Genomic DNA, 15,886 nt, shown 5'->3' with positions numbered 1-15,886 from the left:
CGTATCCTGGCCAGCTCGAGGTCGCAGATCCGCCAGCGGCCCATGCCAGCCCATACAGGCTCACATGGCACGCGCCGCCGACCTTGCTCGCATGGAAGGATGCCTTCGCGTTCGCCCCATGGGTGTGATTCAGGCAAACTGGCACGACCATGAACGTGCTTGACCCCCGAACCGCCATCGTCCTCATCAGCGCCATGAGCGCGCTGATGGCCTTGGTGTTGTGGGCCCTCAAGCGCAGCTACCCACCCAGCATTCAGGGCCTCGGCCGCTGGGCGCAAGCCCTGTTGACCATTGTGGTGGGAGGCGTGCTGGCGGCTTCGCGCGGACAGTTGCCAGACGTGCTCACCACCGCCGTGCCCAATTTTGTGCTGTGCTGGGGCGTGTACGGCCTCTACGCTGGCACCCAGCAGTTTTATGGCGTACGTCCGGCCACCGGGCGCTGGCTTGCCATCATTGCGGCCGTCGTGCTGGGCACCATGTGGTTCACCTGGGGCGACCCCAGCTACCCGGCCCGCCTGCGCCTCATCACCGCACTGATGGCCGTGATGTTTGCGGTGCACGCGTGGTTCATCGTCCGGCAAGGCATGGGCAGCTTCTCACGCAGGCTTACCGTGGGGGTGCTGGCGTGCATCGCCGTGATCCAGGTGGTACGGATTGCCACCACCTTCGTCCTGCCCACGGGCGACAGCATCCTCAACACCGCGCCGCAGCATGCGCTGTTCATCGCCAGCTTTTCGGTGTCCATTCTGTTGTTCTCAGTCGGCGCGGTGCTGATGGCCGGTGACCGCTTGCGGACCGAACTGGAGCTTTTGGCCACCCGCGACTCGCTCACCAACACCCTCACGCGGCGCTACATGGATGAAGCCTGCGCCATCGAACTGGAGCGCGCCCACCGCACCGGCCAGCCGCTGGCGTTGCTGATGATGGACCTCGACCATTTCAAGTCCATCAACGACACCCACGGCCACCAAGCCGGCGACCGAGTGCTGGTGGACTTTGCCGGCAAGGTCCATGGCCTGCTGCGCAAGAAAGACCTGCTGGGCCGCTTTGGCGGGGAGGAGTTTGCGCTGCTGCTGCCCAACACGCCACTCGAGGCCGCACTGCAAGTGGCCGAGCGCGTCCGGGTGGCCTGCGTGCCCGCTGAAAAGGAGGTGGGCTGCACCGTGAGCATTGGCGTGACACTGAGCCTGCCGCAGAACGACTCGCTCGACGCACTGCTGTCCCGCGCAGATGCGGCGCTGTACCACGCCAAGAAGACCGGGCGCAACCGGGTGGTGGCGGGGTGACTTGGCGCCCTCGGCGCAGCGTCTGCCTGTTACCGCCGCCAGCAGGCGAGCGTAGTTTTTACCGCCGGAAGCGCTCTCCGTTGAAGTACGAAAGCTCCACAAAATCCGTCCCGCTGTGGTCCTGCGGGCCGTAGCGCAGCTCGAAGCCGCCCATGTCATAGGGCCGCATGGAGTGCAGCGCCTCGACCAGTTTCTCGCGCGATGCCGTGCGGCCTGCGCGGCGCAGGGCTTCGATCATCAAGCGGGCGCTGAGGTAGCCCTCCAGCGATGAGTAGCCGGGTTGCGCATCGGGGGCGTTGACCTTGAGCGCATCGCGGTAGGCCTTCACGATGGGTTTGGCCACGTTGTCCGGATTGGGTACCACCTGCGCTACGGTGATGCCACGCGCGGATTCCCCCAGCGCCGCCAGCAGCGGCCGCGAGCCCAGGAAAGAGATTGAGAAGGCCGGTGCCTTTACCCGCTGGCGCAGTGATTGGTAAAACGGGATGCCCACGGCCCCCACGGCCAGCGAGATCAGCGAATTGGGTTGCCAGGCGGTGATCTCGTCCACCACGCGGGCCACGCCGTCCGGCGTTTCGGGTAGCAGAAAGGCCTTCCATTCCTTGTTGCCGTGCGCTTTGGCCGCCGCGTCAAAAGCCGCTAGCGTGGCCTTGCCAAAAGGGTTATCGATGTAGGCCACCGCGCATTTGGTAAACCCCGTGGAGCCGAGTTGCTGCACGATCTTGTTGAGCTCTTGCGAGTAGCTCGCCCGCGCATGGAACACCAGCGGGTTGAAGGGCCGCAGCGCGTCCGACCCCGTGGCTGGTGCGACGACCGGCACCTTGGCCGCCACGGCCACGGGGAGGGCGCCGATCACGCTGGTGGTGCCGCCGCACGCCAACAGGGCAAACACCTTGTCTTCTTCGAGCAGCTTCTTCGCGTTCTCGCCGGCCTTGGGCGGTGCGCCGCCGTCGTCCAGGCTGACAAACTGCAGTCGCCGGCCTTCGATGCCGCCGCGCTCGTTGACCTCGTGGAAGGCCGCGGCAATGCCCCGGTTCATCTCCACAAACGGAAACGCCAGCGGCCCCGTGAGCGCCGCCGTCTGGCCGATGCGCCAGGGCTCGGCCTGCGGCGACTGGGCCAGCGCCCAGCCGGGCAGCGCCACGGCACTGGCCGCGGCGGATGACAACACGCGGCGGCGCGTAAGGGGCGCGGCGGCGAAGGGGGCAGGGCGGTGGCTGGGCATGTGGCATGTCTCCTGTCGGTCTTGTAGGTATGTGGCGCGGGCCGTTATGGCGCGGCGCAACACACAAAGAACAAGCAGACGGTGTGTGCGTGGCCCCTCAACAGCGCAGCCAGTATCCGGCGCGTCCGCGTCAGAGCCTTGCGGGAAAACACGCGCAGGCGGTCACCTTGGGGACTGGGGGCGTGTGGTGGCGCAAGCGGCGCAGCAGACGCCAGGGTGGACTGCGCGCTCAGGGGGACGCGTCCGCAAGCCACCGACGCCGGCTGGCCCCGAGGGGCAGAGGTTGAGTGGTTTCGAGGGGGTGATGCGGCCGCCGCATCCAATCGAACCGACCAGGCCGTTGGCCGAGGGTTGCCTGTCCCACAACGCGCCCGACTTCTAACCCCCGTGTTCACAGCGATGGATCGATCAGCACCTTGGCGCCGGTGTTGCGCGGGCCATAAAAGGCGATGGCATCGGCGCTGAGCGCCCCTGCCAGCGACACGGTGCGTGCGTAGTGGCTGGCGAACGTGGTCTTCAACTCGGCTGCCACGCGCGCGCGCAGCCCCTGGGCGGCAGCATCGCCAATCTTGGCCAGGAACGGAAACAGCAGCCAGCCACCCACGCCCCATGCCATGCCAAAGGTGCGCTGGATTTCGGTGGGCCGCGTGTCCAGGTGGCCGTACAGGTAGACCTGCTTGTGCACGGCCGATCCGTAGCGGCTGTATTCCTTGGCATTGCGATTGATGGCGCTTTCCATGCATTGCAGGATTTGCCCGGCCAGCGTGCCGCCGCCCGTGGCGTCGAACGCAATGGTGGCGCCCGTGGTTGCCAGCGCATCGGTCAGGTCGGCCATGAAAGTCGGCGCGCTGCTGTCGCACACATGCTGGGCGCCAATGCTGCGCAGCAGCGCTGCCTGCTCCGGCTTGCGCACGATGTTGACCAGGCCGATCCCGTCCTTCTGGCACACCTTGTTGAGCATCTGCCCCAGGTTGCTGGCCGCTGCGGTGTGCACCAGCGCGGTGTGGCCTTCGCGCTTCATCGTCTCGACCATGCCCAGGGCGGTCAGCGGGTTGACGAAACACGACGCGCCTTCGGCCGCCGTGGTGCCGGCCGGCAGCGGCAGGCACTGCGCCGCGGGCATGGTGCGGTATTGCGCATACATGGCGCCACCAATCACGGCCACGGTGCGGCCCAGCAGGGCCTGGGCCGCCGGTGAGGAGCCTGCCGCCACCACCAGGCCCGCGCCCTCGTTGCCCACTGGCATGCTCTGGCCCAGGCGCGCGGCCATGCCGGGCATGGCGCGTTCGGGGATACGGGCCGTCGCCACCGGCCGGTCGGCGCTTCCGGTCACCTGCACGGTCGCCAGGTCGGCCGGCCCGAGCAGCAGGCCGATGTCCGACGGGTTGATCGGCGTTGCCTGGATCTGGATCAACACCTCGTCCGGGCCCGGTGTCGGCACGGGGATGGGCTCCAGGCTGAGCTGCAGAGTGCCGTCGGCCTGGACGAGCGAGCGCAGCTGAAGCGCGGTGGCGGGGATGGGGTGGTGGTTCATGCGGCACTTTCGGTAAGGGGTTGGCTGGCGCGCTTCGGCAGTCGGCACAGCGGAGGGGTTCCTTCATTGTGGTCCGGACATGGCGTGCTGCGCTGCCACATAGGTAACACGGAGCACGCCCGAGGCGGCCGGCAGGCCGGCCTTGCAGTCGCTCAGCGTGGCATGCGTTCCTTCACGTGCCACGCCGTGAACGTGGCATAGCTGCGCTTTTCGCCTAACCTTCCACGGCCCAGGTCTTTGTAAAGACACAACGAACATCCAGCCAAGGAGAACCCATGCGACCCCTCCGGTATTCCATCAACGTCACCCTGGACGGCTGCTGCGACCACCGTGCCATGGCTGCAGACGAAGAACTGCATCGCCATGCGATTCAGAACCTGGAGCGGGCCGATGCCTTGCTTTTCGGCCGGGTGATTTATCAGCTGATGGAGACCTCATTCCGGCCGCAGGAGCAGACTGAGGCGGAGCAAGCGCCTGATTCGATAGACCCCTTCGCCCGCGCGATCAACGCGGCCAAGAAGTACGTCGTGTCGAGCACCCTGCAGCAGGTCGATTGGAATGCGCAACTCCTGCGCGGGGATTTGGGGAAGGCCGTCCAGCAGCTCAAACAGGAGCCTGGTAAGGGGCTGTTCGTCGGTGGGGTGCAGCTCCCGTTGGCGCTGGCCGAGCTGGGCTTGATCGACGAGTACGAGTTCGTGGTGCACCCCCGGATCGCTGGCCACGGGCCGACCTTGCTCGCGGGGCTGTCTCGGCATGTGGACTTGCAGCTTGTGGACCGGCTGGAACTCAGCTCGGGAGCGGTGGCGATGCGGTATGTGCCGCACAGATAGGCAACCGTTCCACCCAGTAGCTGGCTTGCGCCAAATCACGTCTCGCTGGCGTACCTTCGCATGTAGTCTCGGGCGGGAGCCAACGGAAGCAGCTAGGCCGCGTCTATATTTTTAATGAACAACTAGCTTGAAACCCAATCTAGTTCCACTGCTAGATCGGGATAACGCTGTGGCTGCTTGCGACCAGGATTGAGGTTTTACCTGCCACAGTGCAGGCGAAAATGACTTGGCTGCACACAAGAACACTCGGTCCTGCGAATTCTAAATTGGCTGTTCATATGAGTTTTTCCAGCAAAGACAAACAGTTGCTCGGCACTGGCCCTTCGGCTGTTGCCAAAGTAGCCCATGCGTGTGCTGCGTCGCGCCTTGTACTCAAGACTGCTTGGCATGCAAATCAAAGAGATCAAACCGCGATAAGTCTTGCATTGGATGATTGCCTGGAGGTCGATTCGACCTTATTCACCGATGCTGAGCTGAGTGCAGCAATCAAACACGTGTCGCAATGCACTGCCTGCCTCCAGTGGAGAAAATCGGAGCTGGAACCAGAACGATATGAATGGATAAAAAGGTCTCAAGCGTACTGTTGTACCGAGATGTTTGACGCCGTGCATGGTGCCAAAGCCGGCTTCGCAATGAGGTATGGCTTGATGGGCCCAGAGAATCAGCCGTGTTGGTGGGTCGAACCGAGCAGCACTGTCATCCGTTATTGCCCTTGGTGTGGTTCATCTTTGGCTTACCGTCCACCAGATGTGCCCGCTGCCACAGGCGCGGCATAGTTTTTCCATTGAGAGGGCTTATCCCGGCAAGCCGGACCAAGCCTCCCATGCGCTTTCGAAAGTCACCCTATGCAAGCTCAAGCCGAAGCTCAAATCATAGAAGCAGAAGAGCGCCTGCGCACCGCGATGCTTCATTCAGATGTGGGTGTTTTAGATGAACTCATTTCGCCTGACCTGCTGTTTACTACCCACCAAGGTCAGTTGATCAGCAAGCAGGAAGATCTTCAAACGCACCGTTCGGGCGCAATCCGCTTTCATGAACTTAGCGCTTCAGAAATGCAAGTGTGCATGCACGATTCGTTTGCAATCGTCTCAGTTCGCATGAAGACCGCCGGGCAGTACCTCGGATCTGAGTTCTCGCAATTGCTTCGCTACACGAGGGTTTGGCACAAACAGCCATCAAGCCAGTGGCGCGTGGTTGGAGGTCACATCAGTGCAGTTCAGGAATAGTAGTCGTGCCTCGTCTGTTGTCGCCTGTGCCCCCTACGGCTGACTGTTTGATTGAGGCCACGTGCAGATCGGCATCCGCCCGGCTTCACTGTGCGTGCCCGCCTGGTTGCTCGCTCGACAAGGTAGTCTTGTGCTTGGCACGTCCCGCGCGTTGGTCCGGGCGTTAGGCGTTCCCTCTTTTCAGAACGCCATTGAATGCTCCGGCCGGTCTGGCCACAGGCGTACGTTCAAATATGAGAAGAACACCGCATGAATTGCCGTTGCTGTCGTACCTGTTTGTGGTAGCGGGCATCGACGACGCATTGGGCGAGTTGCTTGAATGGCCCCGATGAGCCCTAAGCCGACGGTGGACGAAACTATCCCAAAGCTGCCGTTGACTCATTACCCGTTGGCTTGCCCTCCAAACGGTGCTGTTTCAGTGCCCGGTGCCTGACTACTGGCAAGCTATAGTTTTGCTGAGTTGATGCTTGCCGGGTTTGGCGGAAATTTTATGCCCGTGCTTTTGCACAGCGCACTGACCGCAAGTTCAAGCTGCAAGCCGCTTCCAGGAGGAATCAGTGTCCAGAATATCCCGCACGGTCCAGTTTATCCCGCAGGTTTTGCGGGATCCATTACGTTGGGCATCTGGAATAACCGGCCGTAGACAAGAGGTAATCTAGTGTTGAGATCCCAGTATCTTCTGCTACTGGCCTTCCTGGCGGCGCCGTCTTTCGCAGCGCCCTCCGACGCCCTTGCCCAGTGGGTACCCAATGGTTGGAAAGTCATCACCAACAACGCAGGAGACCTGAACCGCGACGGAATTGACGACGTGGTGCTTGTCGTTGAAGAAACCAATCCTGCCAATTTCAAGAAGAAGCCAGAGGGGTCTCTGGGACCGAACATCCTCAATTTGAATCCACGCCGTCTCATCATTCTCCTGCGGTCATCCAGCGGGCTGAAAGAAGTCCTACGCAGGGATGATCTGCTCCCTAGCGAGAATGCTGAAGACATGGATTGCTTGGCGGATCCACTCGCGAACGGTGGTGTATCGATTGCGAGAGGCAATCTCGTCATCGAATTGCAAGACTGGCGAAGCTGCGGCAGCTATGGCGTGGTGAACGAAAAGTTCACTTTCGGCACTCAAGGCACTCGGTTTCAACTTATTGGTTATGACCGCTCCGAGTCCTCCCGTAGCACTGGCGAAAGATCCGAGTACAGCACCAACTATCTGACGGGCAAGAAGAAGATTACGACGGGATTGAATGACTTTAGGGACTTCAAGGCAGAGGTGTCTTGGAAGAGGCTTCCGTCCAAGAGGGCTTTCTTCTTGAACGAAATCTTCCTCCATTGCGACGCAGCTGATCCAGCGCAAAAGGACAATTGGTGTCAGTAGCCATGCTCCATATGCCCAACCCATCGGTCAACACGGACGCTGCGCGATGAAGCCGCGCAGCGCCGGTTAACTCGAACGTTGAGCGTCCGCTTTCAGCCGCCCCATTGGCCGCTCCCGGCCGGCAGCCGTCGTTCGCTCAAGACCCCACCCCCCGCATCCCCGCCAACCCCGGCATCGCCTCCCGCATCCCCTCCAAAAACAACCGCAACCGCGCCGGATAAAACCGCGCATGTGGGTACACCAGGTACACCGGCAGCGGTGCGGCTTGCCAGGTGGGCACCAGGTGCAGCAAGTCGCCTGTGCGCAAGTCTGCATCTACGATCCACGCCGATGAAATGCACGCGCCCAGGCCGGCCAGCGTGGCGCTGCGCAGGGCGTACAGGCTGTCGGTGGCCAGGCGGGGATTGATGGGGAAGGTGCTGGTTTCGCCGCTGTGCTGGTAGGTGAGAGTCACGTCGCGCTGGTAGAAAGTGCTGAGCGCGAGCCAGGGCAGGTCCTTCAAATCCTGAGCGTGCTGCGGCATGCGGCGGCCCGCCATCAGCTGCGGCGATGCCAGCACAATGCGGGGCACCTCAGCCAGGCGGATGGCGACGACGGATGGGTCTTGGACCGCGCCGACCTGGATCGCGCAGTCGATGCCCTCGGCGATGAAGTCGGGGCGGCGGTCGTGCAGCATCCATTCCACCGACACGTCGAGGTAGCGGCGCAGGTAGTCCATCAGCGGCGGGATGAGCTGGTTTTGCCCAAACGCGTGGGGCGCCAGCACGCGCAAGGTGCCGCGGGGCGTGTCGGCCGTGCCGCGGAGGTCGTCTTCCATGGTGCGCCAGTCGTCCAGCAGGGCCTTGGCGTGGGAGAAGCAGCGCTCGCCGTCTTCCGTCAACTTCATCACGTGGGTGGAGCGCTGCAGCAGCTTGATGCCCAGGGTGCGCTCCAGTGCCTGCAGGCGGCGGCTCACGGTGGGCTGGCTGGTGCCCATCTGCTGCGCGGCGGCCGACAGGCTGCCTGCCTGCACGATGCGGATGAAGGTCTGCATCAGCTCAATGCGGTCGGCGCCGGGTGGCAGGGCGATGGTCATGCGTGAAGCGTATAACAAATCTGCAACCCAGCCCACTACCCAGCGTGCGCTTGACTGAGAACAATCACTGATTCTTTGGCTGAACAGGTGTTGATGCGATGTCTTCCATTCAAAAGGTGCATGCAAACAACGCGATGGGCGTGGCCCCGGCGTTGCCTGCCGAGCGGGCGGTGAGCGTGCCGCTGTTGCTGCTGCTGGCCACCACGGCGGGGCTGAGCGTGGCGTCGCTGTACTACAGCCAGCCCATACTGGGCGTGCTGGGGCCGGACATGCAGGCGGACAGCCGTGTGGTGGGCCTGGTGCCCACGCTCACGCAGCTGGGGTATGCGCTGGGCATCTTGCTGCTGGCGCCGCTGGGCGACCGGTATGACCGGCGCCGCATCATCGTCATCAAGTCGGTGGCGCTGATGCTGGCCCTGCTGCTGAGCGGCCTGGCGCCCGGGATGGGCGCGCTGTTGGCAGCCAGCCTGGCCGTGGGCTTGGCGGCCACGGTGGCGCAAGACGTGGTGCCCGCCGCCGCCACGCTGGCCCCGGCCGCGCAGCGCGGGCGCATGGTGGGCACGGTGATGACGGGGTTGTTGCTGGGCATTTTGCTGTCGCGCGTGGTCAGCGGCTTTGTGGCGCAGCAGTGGGGCTGGCGCACGGTGTATGTGTCGGCGGCGGTGGCGATTGCGCTGCTGACCGTGGCGGTGTGGCGCGGCCTGCCGCGCTTTGTGCCCACCACGCAGCTCGGTTATGGCGCGCTGATCGGTTCGATGGTGGCGCTGTGGCGCCAGCACAGTGCGCTGCGCCGGGCGGCCTGGGCGCAGGGATTGCTGGCCGTGGGCTTCAGCGCGTTCTGGTCCACGCTGGCGGTGATGCTGCACAGCCAGTTCCAACTGGGTACGGCAGCAGCGGGGGCGTTTGGCCTGGCGGGCGCAGCGGGCGCCTTGGCTGCACCGCTGGCCGGGCGCCTGGCCGACAAGCGCGGGCCCGAGGTGGTGACTCGCTATGGCGCCGGATTGGCGGCGGCATCGTTTGCCGCGATGGCGCTGGCGCCCTTGCTGCCCGCCCAGGCGCAGCTGGCGTTGATCGTGGTGAGTGCCATCGGCTTCGACTTCGGCGTGCAGGCCACGCTGGTGGCGCACCAGACCATCGTGTATGGCATCGACCCTGCTGCGCGCAGCCGGCTCAATGCGCTGCTGTTCACGGGCATGTTCATCGGCATGTCGGCCGGTGCGGCGCTGGGCAGCCTGGCGCTGGCGCAGTGGGGGTGGCTGGGCGTGGTGGCGCTGGCCACGGTGGGTTCGCTGGCGGCGCTGGGGGTGCGGATGGCGGGGCGGGCACGCTGATTTTTGGATAAAAAGTGCTTCTACCGCTTGCTGGGTGGGTGCTAGAAGCTATCAAAAAAAGAGCGGCTATGGAGCCGCTCTTTTGTTGTGCCGCGCCCTGCTGGCCAAGCGGTCCGTGGCCTCAGCCATCAGGCCTTTTTCACCTCAATGTGGTACAGCCCCCAGGGGCACAGGCCAAAGCGCTCCTTCACCGGCTTGTCCTTGAAGGCGGGCAGCACATCCGCGTCGTACACGGCCCACTGCGGGCCTAGGCCGCCCAGGGCCATGGGCTGGCCGTCGATGTGGGTGGCAATGATCATGCGGTAGGCCTGCACGTCGGCCATGCTGATGGTCACGTTGTAGCCATCCACCGCGCGCAGCACCAGCTGCACGGAGCTGCCTGCGGCCACGCCCGCAGCGGCCAGCACGGTGGTGAGCAGGGGGCCCTTGAGCGTGTGGGGCTTGCTGTCGTATTCCAGCGTGGGCTTGATGGTGACGGCGGCCATGCGCTGCAGCGCAGCGGCGTCGAGCGCGTGGGCGTTGGCAAACTGGATGCCGTGTTTGCCCATCATCTGGTCGATGGTGGGGTCCAGCTCGCCGCGGTTGGGTTGGGTGATGGCGCCGCTGATGGTGAGCAGGGCAGGGTTGGCGGATGCCGCTGCCGGCGGGGCGGCGTGGCCGCTGGTGGCGGTCCACAGGCCTGCCAGGCCAACGCTGGCGGCGACAAAGTTGCGTTTGTTCATCATGGCTCCTCGTTCAAATCAGGCGCGCATGGTAAGCGCAAGGTTGCGAGGTGCCACGCAAAAAATGGCAGGCGCCCGGGTGGGGCGTGCCCAACCTTCTGCAGCCAGGGTGCTTGCCGCCCCACGCCAGCGACCTCGCGCGGGTCGCACCACAATCGGGTCATATGACCTCTTCCTCGACGATGCTGCGGCTGATCAGCCTGGCGGCCTTTTGCAGCATGGCCTCCATGCGTGTGTGCGACCCAATGCTGGTCGCCCTGTCCCTTGAATACCAGATCACCACGGGCGATGCCTCGGCGGTGATTGCGGCGTTTGCCGTGGCCTATGGCGTGCTGCAGCTGGTGTATGGCCCGCTGGGTGACCGGGTGGGCAAGGTGCGCGTGATCATCGGTGCCACGGCGGCGTGTGCGGTGTTCAGCGCCATGACGGCGCTGGCACAAAGCTTCAGCCTGTTGGTGGTGGCGCGTGCGGCCATGGGGGCGGCGGCGGCCGGGATCATTCCGCTGTCGATGGCGTGGATTGGCGATGAGGTGGCCTACGAGCAGCGGCAAGAGACCCTGGCGCGTCTGATGGTGGCCACGGTGACCGGGATGATGGCGGGCCAGTGGTTTGGCGGCTTTGCCACCGAAACGCTGGGCTGGCGTGCGGCGCTGGGTGTGCTGGCCGTGCTGTTCTTCACGGCGGCCATGCTGCTGCTGCGCCACGCGCGCGCCAGCGGGGCGCTGCGCCCGGTGGTGGTGCCGGGCGCACCGGCGTTCTCGCTGGCCAACTACCTCGCGGGCACCATGGCGCTGCTGCGCATTCCTCGTGTGCGCTGGGTGCTCACAGTGGTCACGATTGAGGGCGCGCTCGCGTTTGGCACGCTGGCCTTTGTGCCCGCGCGCATGGTGGACGGGTTTGGCCTGTCGGCCTCGGCCGCTGGCGGCGTGATGGTGCTGTATGGCGTGGGCGGGCTGATCTACAGCGTGTTCGCGCGGCGCTGGCTGGCGGCGCTGGGCGAGCGGGGGCTGGCCGTGCTGGGCGCCAGCTTCATTGCCATCGGCCTGCTCTCGCTGGCGTGGGCGCCTGCGGCGGGTTGGGCCATGCTGGGCTGCTTTTTGGCGGGCATCGGCTTTTACATGCTGCACAACACGCTGCAGGTGCAGGCCACGCAGATGGCGCCCCAGGCCCGGGGCACGGCGGTGACGCTGTTTGCGTGCCTGCTGTTTTTGGGGCAGTCCACGGGCGTGCTGATGGTGGCTTTCAGTGTGGACCGTGGCTGGCTGCCGCCCGTGTTCTCGGTGGCGGCGGTGGGCATTTTTGCGCTGGGCCTGCTGATCTCGCGCCAGGTGCAGCCGCGCGGGGCTGTGGCGGCAGGCGCCTGACCTTCTCAGGTGGCGTGCCTGTCAGCCCCGCGCCTCGTACCAGCCCTTGCTGCGGTTGACCACGGCCACCACCAGCAGCATCACGGGTACCTCGATCAACACGCCCACTACGGTGGCCAGCGCTGCGCCGGAGTGAAAGCCAAACAGGCTGATCGCCGTGGCCACGGCCAGCTCGAAGAAGTTGGACGCGCCGATCAGCGCTGACGGGCAGGCAATGCTGTGCTTTTCGCCCACGGCGCGGTTCAGGCCATAGGCCAGGGCGGAGTTGAACAGCACCTGGATGAGGATGGGTACGGCCAGCAGGGCGATGACCAGCGGTTGCTGCAGGATGGCCTCGCCCTGGAACGCGAACAGCAGCACCAGCGTGGCCAGCAGTGCGGCAATGGACCAGGGGCCGGTGCGGGCGACTGCGGCTGCAAAGAATGCTTCGCCCCGGCGCAGCAGCCGCTTGCGCAGCCATTGCGCAATCACCACCGGGATCAGTATGTAGAGCACCACCGAGGTGAGCAGCGTGTCCCATGGCACGGTGATGGCCGACAGGCCCAGCAAAAAGGCCACCAGGGGCGCAAACGCCACGATCATGATGCTGTCGTTGAGCGCCACTTGTGACAGCGTGAAGAGCGGGTCGCCGCCCGTTAGGCGGCTCCACACAAACACCATGGCCGTGCAGGGTGCGGCGGCCAGCAAGATGAGCCCTGCGATGTAACTGTCGAGCTGGTCGGCAGGCAGGTACGGCGCAAACCAGTGGCGGATAAACAGCCAGCCCAGCAGCGCCATCGAAAACGGTTTGACCAGCCAGTTCACAAACAGCGTCACGCCAATGCCGCGCATGTGCTGGCGCACCTCAGCCAGCGCGCCAAAGTCCACCTTCAGCAGCATGGGGATGATCATCACCCAGATGAGCAGGCCCACCGGCAGGTTGACGCGCGCGACTTCCATCGCGCCCACGGCGCGGGCCGCACCTGGGAACCATTGCCCCAGCGCAATGCCCGCGACGATGCACAGCAGCACCCAGACGGTGAGGTAACGCTCGAACACCGCCATGCCGGCGGCCGGGGAAGGGGGCTGGGCGCTGGCAGGTCCGGTCTGTGAGGGGCTTGGTCGCATGGTCATTTTTTCAATGCGCAGGCAGTTCGCGGGCCGTGGATTGCAGTGCGGTGGCGGCCAGCTTTTCGTCGGGCAGGTTCACCAGCAGCTCCAGGCGGCGCTGGATGGCGTGCAGGGTTTTGCGGAAGGCCTCGGCCTTGTCGGCGTCCGAGCCATCTCCCGCTGATGGGTCGACATAACCCCAGTGCGCCGTCGCCGGGTGCCCGGGCCAGAAGGGGCAGACCTCGCCCGCTGCGTTGTCGCAGACGGTGATGATCAGGTCCATGTGCGGCGCGCCGGGGGCGGCAAACTCGTCCCAGTTTTTGCTGCGCAGTCCTTCTGTGGGGATGCCGGCCTGTGCCAGCACTTGCAGGCCCAGCGGGTGGGGCTGCTGGTGCTCACGCGGGCTGCTGCCGGCCGAGTAGGCCTTGAAGCTGCCCTGGCCCATGGCGTTGAGCAGGGCTTCGGCCAGGATGCTGCGGGCGGAGTTGTGCGTGCACAGAAACAGCACGTTCAAAGGGGGGCGTGGGTCGCTCATTGCCGGCTCCGTGCGGGTCAGCAGCACTTGTTGGCGCTGGTGGCTTTGGGGCCGCAGCATGCGGCCTGGGCAGGAGCTGCGGCAAGGGCTTGTGCCGATGGGGCACCGGTAGGGCAGCAGGCAGCCGCCGCAACGGATGGCGCCGCCGCTTCGTTGAACACGGGGATGTTGCCCAGCGTGTGGAAGTGCTCCCACGCCACGCCCTGCGGGTCGGTGATCCAGTGTTTGTCGCTGCGGGCGTAGCAGCAGGTGGTGGCGCCTTCATCGAGCAGCGCCATGTCGGCGCCTTCAGCACGGGCTTTCAGCTCCGCCAGCTCATCGGCCTCATCGACCTGGAAACCCAGGTGGTCCACGCCGGGCTTGTCGCCACGGGTGGAGATGGCGAAGTTCACGCGCGGATCTTCGAGCATCCATTTGGCGTAGTCGCCCTCGACGCGCGCAGGCTCGGCCGCGAACAGCTTGGAATAGAACGCGATGCTCCTGGCGAGGTCATCGACATGCATGTGGACGTGGAATCGCTTCATGGTGGTTTCCTTTCGGCTGGGGGTCGCGGGGGTGGGGTTGTCGGCGGGTGCTGGGTCAGCACTTGCAGGCGGCGGTGGCTTCGTCGGTCGCGCACGCGGCGCCCTGGCAGCAGTTCTCGGTCAGGTAGGCCAGCAGATCGTTCATGGTGGCAAACGATGCGCGGTAGATCAGGTTGCGGCCCTGGCGCTCCTGGCTGACCAGCCCGGCGCGGGTCAGCTCCTTGAGGTGGAAAGAGAGCGTGTTGGGCGCAATGCCCAACTGCTCGGCCACGGCACCGGGTGTGAGCCCGTCCTGGCCTGCCACCACCAGGGCGCGGAACACGCGAAGGCGCGCTTCCTGGGCGAGGGCGGCGAGGGATTGAATGACATCGGCTTCTTGCATGCTTCGATAATACAACAAACGTTGAAATATGGAAGTGCCCAAACGAACTGCAGCGAACGATTCCGTGAAAAATTGAGTCTAAATGGGCTCTGGCGCTTATTGGGATTGCGCAATAAGCTATAAAAATAATAGCGATTGAAGAGGGGCTACCACGCGCTTCATAACCAGGCGATCTAATCACCCGATTTTTCAATCGTTTGTGAACTTACGATCTGCCACTACAGTCGCCCATCCCAACCGACCCAACCCTGACCGTGCGGCAGCGGCCACGACCCATGGCTACGCCGCGCCACAGCATTTCATGATCGACTTACGGGGTATTACCCAAACCTACCAGGGCGCACAAGGCCCGGTCGAGGCCCTGCGCGGCATCGACCTGCACATCAATCCGGGCGAAGTGTTCGGCATCATCGGCAAGAGCGGCGCGGGCAAAAGCTCGCTGGTGCGCGTCATCAACCTGCTCAACCGGCCCACCCAGGGCCAGGTTTTCGTCGATGGCCGCGACCTCACGCAACTGAACGACGCTCAATTGCGCGAGGCCCGCCGCGAAATCGGCATGGTCTTCCAGCACTTCAACCTGCTGTCGTCGCGCACCGTGTTCGACAACGCCGCGCTGCCGCTGGAGCTGGCCGGCATGAGCAAAGCCGCCATCCGCGAACGCGTGAACCCGCTGCTGGAACTCGTGGGCCTGTCGGCCCTGGCCGATCGTTACCCCGCGCAGATCAGCGGCGGGCAAAAGCAGCGTGTGGGCATTGCGCGCGCGCTGGCGAGCCGGCCCAAGGTGCTGCTGAGCGACGAAGCCACGTCGGCGCTGGACCCGGAAACCACGCGCTCCATCCTCGACCTGCTGCGCCAGGTCAACCGCGAGCTGGGCCTCACAGTGGTGCTCATCACGCACCAGATGCAGGTCATCAAGCAGGTGGCCGACCGCGTGGCGGTGATTGAGGCGGGCCGCATCGTGGAGCAGGGCCGCGTGCTGGAGGTCTTCACCCGGCCGCAGCAGACCATCACCAAGAGCCTGATCGACGAGATCCTGCCGCAAGAGCTGCCCGCCAGCGTGCTCGGCCATGTGCGCAAGCTCGCAGGCCAACTCAGCACGGGCCGCACCGGCCAGCTGCTGCGCCTGTCGTACGCGGGGGACAGCGCCTACCAGCCCATCCTGTCGCAGCTGATCCGCGAATTCGGCGTGGACATGAGCATCCTGCACGGCCAAGTGGACGAGATCCAGGACGAAACCTTTGGCTCGCTGGCGGTGTACGCCAGCGGCGAGGCCGAGCGCCTGCGGGGCGCCGTGGCGCACCTGCGTGCGGGTGGCGTCGAGGTCGAAGAAGTGGCTGTGGCGCCTTGAGGATGGCCTGCATAACTCCCTGCGGTCTGTGATAGCGCGGCCT

At 64.7% G+C, this 15,886-nt stretch carries 16 protein-coding genes; 8 read left to right on the top strand and 8 right to left on the bottom strand.

Annotation, left to right across the window (positions count from 1 at the left end):
• Positions 1-149 precede the first annotated feature (149 nt).
• Positions 150-1,286, top strand: a complete 1,137-nt coding sequence (locus tag ACSQ3Q_RS14515) for a diguanylate cyclase (protein ID WP_436135066.1) — start codon at positions 150-152, stop codon at positions 1,284-1,286.
• Between the two features lie 58 nt (positions 1,287-1,344).
• On the opposite strand, the gene ACSQ3Q_RS14510 is transcribed toward ACSQ3Q_RS14515, so the two are convergent.
• Together ACSQ3Q_RS14510 and ACSQ3Q_RS14505 are read right to left on the bottom strand one after the other, a co-directional pair.
• Positions 1,345-2,511, bottom strand: coding sequence for an ABC transporter substrate-binding protein (locus tag ACSQ3Q_RS14510; RefSeq protein ID WP_436135065.1), 1,167 nt, complete (start codon positions 2,509-2,511; stop codon positions 1,345-1,347).
• 391 nt (positions 2,512-2,902) lie between these two features.
• Entirely contained in the window at positions 2,903-4,045 is a 1,143-nt protein-coding gene (locus tag ACSQ3Q_RS14505; RefSeq protein WP_436135064.1) for a zinc-binding dehydrogenase, read from the bottom strand.
• Between the two features lie 275 nt (positions 4,046-4,320).
• Between ACSQ3Q_RS14505 and ACSQ3Q_RS14500 the strand changes: the two genes are divergently transcribed.
• From ACSQ3Q_RS14500 to ACSQ3Q_RS14485, 4 genes are all read left to right on the top strand, one after another.
• Positions 4,321-4,875, top strand: a complete 555-nt coding sequence (locus ACSQ3Q_RS14500) for a dihydrofolate reductase family protein (RefSeq protein ID WP_436135063.1) — start codon at positions 4,321-4,323, stop codon at positions 4,873-4,875.
• Positions 4,876-5,096: 221 nt separating this feature from the next.
• Positions 5,097-5,651, top strand: coding sequence for a hypothetical protein (locus ACSQ3Q_RS14495; protein WP_436135062.1), 555 nt, complete (start codon positions 5,097-5,099; stop codon positions 5,649-5,651).
• Between the two features lie 69 nt (positions 5,652-5,720).
• Positions 5,721-6,101, top strand: a complete 381-nt coding sequence (locus tag ACSQ3Q_RS14490; RefSeq protein WP_436135061.1) for a nuclear transport factor 2 family protein — start codon at positions 5,721-5,723, stop codon at positions 6,099-6,101.
• Between the two features lie 658 nt (positions 6,102-6,759).
• Positions 6,760-7,473, top strand: a complete 714-nt coding sequence (locus ACSQ3Q_RS14485; RefSeq protein ID WP_436135060.1) for a hypothetical protein — start codon at positions 6,760-6,762, stop codon at positions 7,471-7,473.
• A 136-nt stretch (positions 7,474-7,609) separates the two neighbouring features.
• Here the strand turns inward: ACSQ3Q_RS14485 and ACSQ3Q_RS14480 are convergent, their stop codons facing one another.
• Positions 7,610-8,548, bottom strand: a complete 939-nt coding sequence (locus tag ACSQ3Q_RS14480) for a LysR family transcriptional regulator (RefSeq protein WP_436135059.1) — start codon at positions 8,546-8,548, stop codon at positions 7,610-7,612.
• A 98-nt stretch (positions 8,549-8,646) separates the two neighbouring features.
• On the opposite strand from ACSQ3Q_RS14480, the gene ACSQ3Q_RS14475 reads away from it, so the two are divergent.
• A complete protein-coding gene (locus tag ACSQ3Q_RS14475; protein WP_436135058.1) occupies positions 8,647-9,879 on the top strand; it encodes an MFS transporter in 1,233 nt (410 codons plus the stop codon).
• Positions 9,880-10,007: 128 nt separating this feature from the next.
• Here the strand turns inward: ACSQ3Q_RS14475 and ACSQ3Q_RS14470 are convergent, their stop codons facing one another.
• Complete coding sequence (locus ACSQ3Q_RS14470; protein WP_436135057.1) at positions 10,008-10,601, bottom strand: molybdopterin-dependent oxidoreductase; 594 nt, start codon at positions 10,599-10,601, stop codon at positions 10,008-10,010.
• A gap of 164 nt (positions 10,602-10,765) precedes the next feature.
• Between ACSQ3Q_RS14470 and ACSQ3Q_RS14465 the strand changes: the two genes are divergently transcribed.
• Positions 10,766-11,965: an MFS transporter gene (locus tag ACSQ3Q_RS14465; protein ID WP_436135056.1), complete on the top strand. Its 1,200-nt coding sequence runs from the start codon at positions 10,766-10,768 to the stop codon at positions 11,963-11,965.
• 21 nt (positions 11,966-11,986) lie between these two features.
• On the opposite strand, the gene arsB is transcribed toward ACSQ3Q_RS14465, so the two are convergent.
• The 4 genes from arsB to ACSQ3Q_RS14445 all read right to left on the bottom strand — a co-directional run bounded on the left by arsB (position 11,987) and on the right by ACSQ3Q_RS14445 (position 14,495).
• Positions 11,987-13,009, bottom strand: a complete 1,023-nt coding sequence (arsB, locus tag ACSQ3Q_RS14460; RefSeq protein WP_436137003.1) for an ACR3 family arsenite efflux transporter — start codon at positions 13,007-13,009, stop codon at positions 11,987-11,989.
• 73 nt (positions 13,010-13,082) lie between these two features.
• A complete protein-coding gene (locus ACSQ3Q_RS14455) occupies positions 13,083-13,589 on the bottom strand; it encodes an arsenate reductase ArsC (RefSeq protein WP_436135055.1) in 507 nt (168 codons plus the stop codon).
• Between the two features lie 17 nt (positions 13,590-13,606).
• Positions 13,607-14,113 carry an ArsI/CadI family heavy metal resistance metalloenzyme gene (locus ACSQ3Q_RS14450; RefSeq protein ID WP_436135054.1) on the bottom strand — a complete coding sequence of 169 codons (507 nt, stop codon included), beginning with the start codon at positions 14,111-14,113 and terminating at the stop codon, positions 13,607-13,609.
• 55 nt (positions 14,114-14,168) lie between these two features.
• Positions 14,169-14,495: an ArsR/SmtB family transcription factor gene (locus ACSQ3Q_RS14445; RefSeq protein WP_436135053.1), complete on the bottom strand. Its 327-nt coding sequence runs from the start codon at positions 14,493-14,495 to the stop codon at positions 14,169-14,171.
• A 301-nt stretch (positions 14,496-14,796) separates the two neighbouring features.
• On the opposite strand from ACSQ3Q_RS14445, the gene ACSQ3Q_RS14440 reads away from it, so the two are divergent.
• Positions 14,797-15,843 carry a methionine ABC transporter ATP-binding protein gene (locus tag ACSQ3Q_RS14440; RefSeq protein ID WP_436135052.1) on the top strand — a complete coding sequence of 349 codons (1,047 nt, stop codon included), beginning with the start codon at positions 14,797-14,799 and terminating at the stop codon, positions 15,841-15,843.
• Positions 15,844-15,886: the final 43 nt, after the last annotated feature.

This window comes from Acidovorax sp. LjRoot129 (assembly GCF_964253765.1).
Taxonomy (GTDB): Bacteria; Pseudomonadota; Gammaproteobacteria; order Burkholderiales; family Burkholderiaceae_C; genus Acidovorax.
This window is presented reverse-complemented; position numbering and strand designations above follow the sequence as displayed.

Bases quoted from the DNA above. Each gene is read 5' to 3' on its own strand.
- ACSQ3Q_RS14455 (WP_436135055.1), bottom strand. From the start codon at position 13,589: ATGAGCGACCCACGCCCCCCTTTGAACGTGCTGTTTCTGTGCACGCAC.
- ACSQ3Q_RS14500 (WP_436135063.1), top strand. From the start codon at position 4,321: ATGCGACCCCTCCGGTATTCCATCAACGTCACCCTGGACGGCTGCTGC.
- ACSQ3Q_RS14445 (WP_436135053.1), bottom strand. From the start codon at position 14,495: ATGCAAGAAGCCGATGTCATTCAATCCCTCGCCGCCCTCGCCCAGGAA.
- ACSQ3Q_RS14475 (WP_436135058.1), top strand. From the start codon at position 8,647: ATGTCTTCCATTCAAAAGGTGCATGCAAACAACGCGATGGGCGTGGCC.
- ACSQ3Q_RS14490 (WP_436135061.1), top strand. From the start codon at position 5,721: ATGCAAGCTCAAGCCGAAGCTCAAATCATAGAAGCAGAAGAGCGCCTG.
- ACSQ3Q_RS14470 (WP_436135057.1), bottom strand. From the start codon at position 10,601: ATGAACAAACGCAACTTTGTCGCCGCCAGCGTTGGCCTGGCAGGCCTG.
- ACSQ3Q_RS14495 (WP_436135062.1), top strand. From the start codon at position 5,097: ATGACTTGGCTGCACACAAGAACACTCGGTCCTGCGAATTCTAAATTG.
- arsB (WP_436137003.1), bottom strand. From the start codon at position 13,009: ATGGCGGTGTTCGAGCGTTACCTCACCGTCTGGGTGCTGCTGTGCATC.
- ACSQ3Q_RS14465 (WP_436135056.1), top strand. From the start codon at position 10,766: ATGACCTCTTCCTCGACGATGCTGCGGCTGATCAGCCTGGCGGCCTTT.
- ACSQ3Q_RS14510 (WP_436135065.1), bottom strand. From the start codon at position 2,511: ATGCCCAGCCACCGCCCTGCCCCCTTCGCCGCCGCGCCCCTTACGCGC.
- ACSQ3Q_RS14440 (WP_436135052.1), top strand. From the start codon at position 14,797: ATGATCGACTTACGGGGTATTACCCAAACCTACCAGGGCGCACAAGGC.
- ACSQ3Q_RS14505 (WP_436135064.1), bottom strand. From the start codon at position 4,045: ATGAACCACCACCCCATCCCCGCCACCGCGCTTCAGCTGCGCTCGCTC.
- ACSQ3Q_RS14515 (WP_436135066.1), top strand. From the start codon at position 150: ATGAACGTGCTTGACCCCCGAACCGCCATCGTCCTCATCAGCGCCATG.
- ACSQ3Q_RS14480 (WP_436135059.1), bottom strand. From the start codon at position 8,548: ATGACCATCGCCCTGCCACCCGGCGCCGACCGCATTGAGCTGATGCAG.
- ACSQ3Q_RS14450 (WP_436135054.1), bottom strand. From the start codon at position 14,113: ATGAAGCGATTCCACGTCCACATGCATGTCGATGACCTCGCCAGGAGC.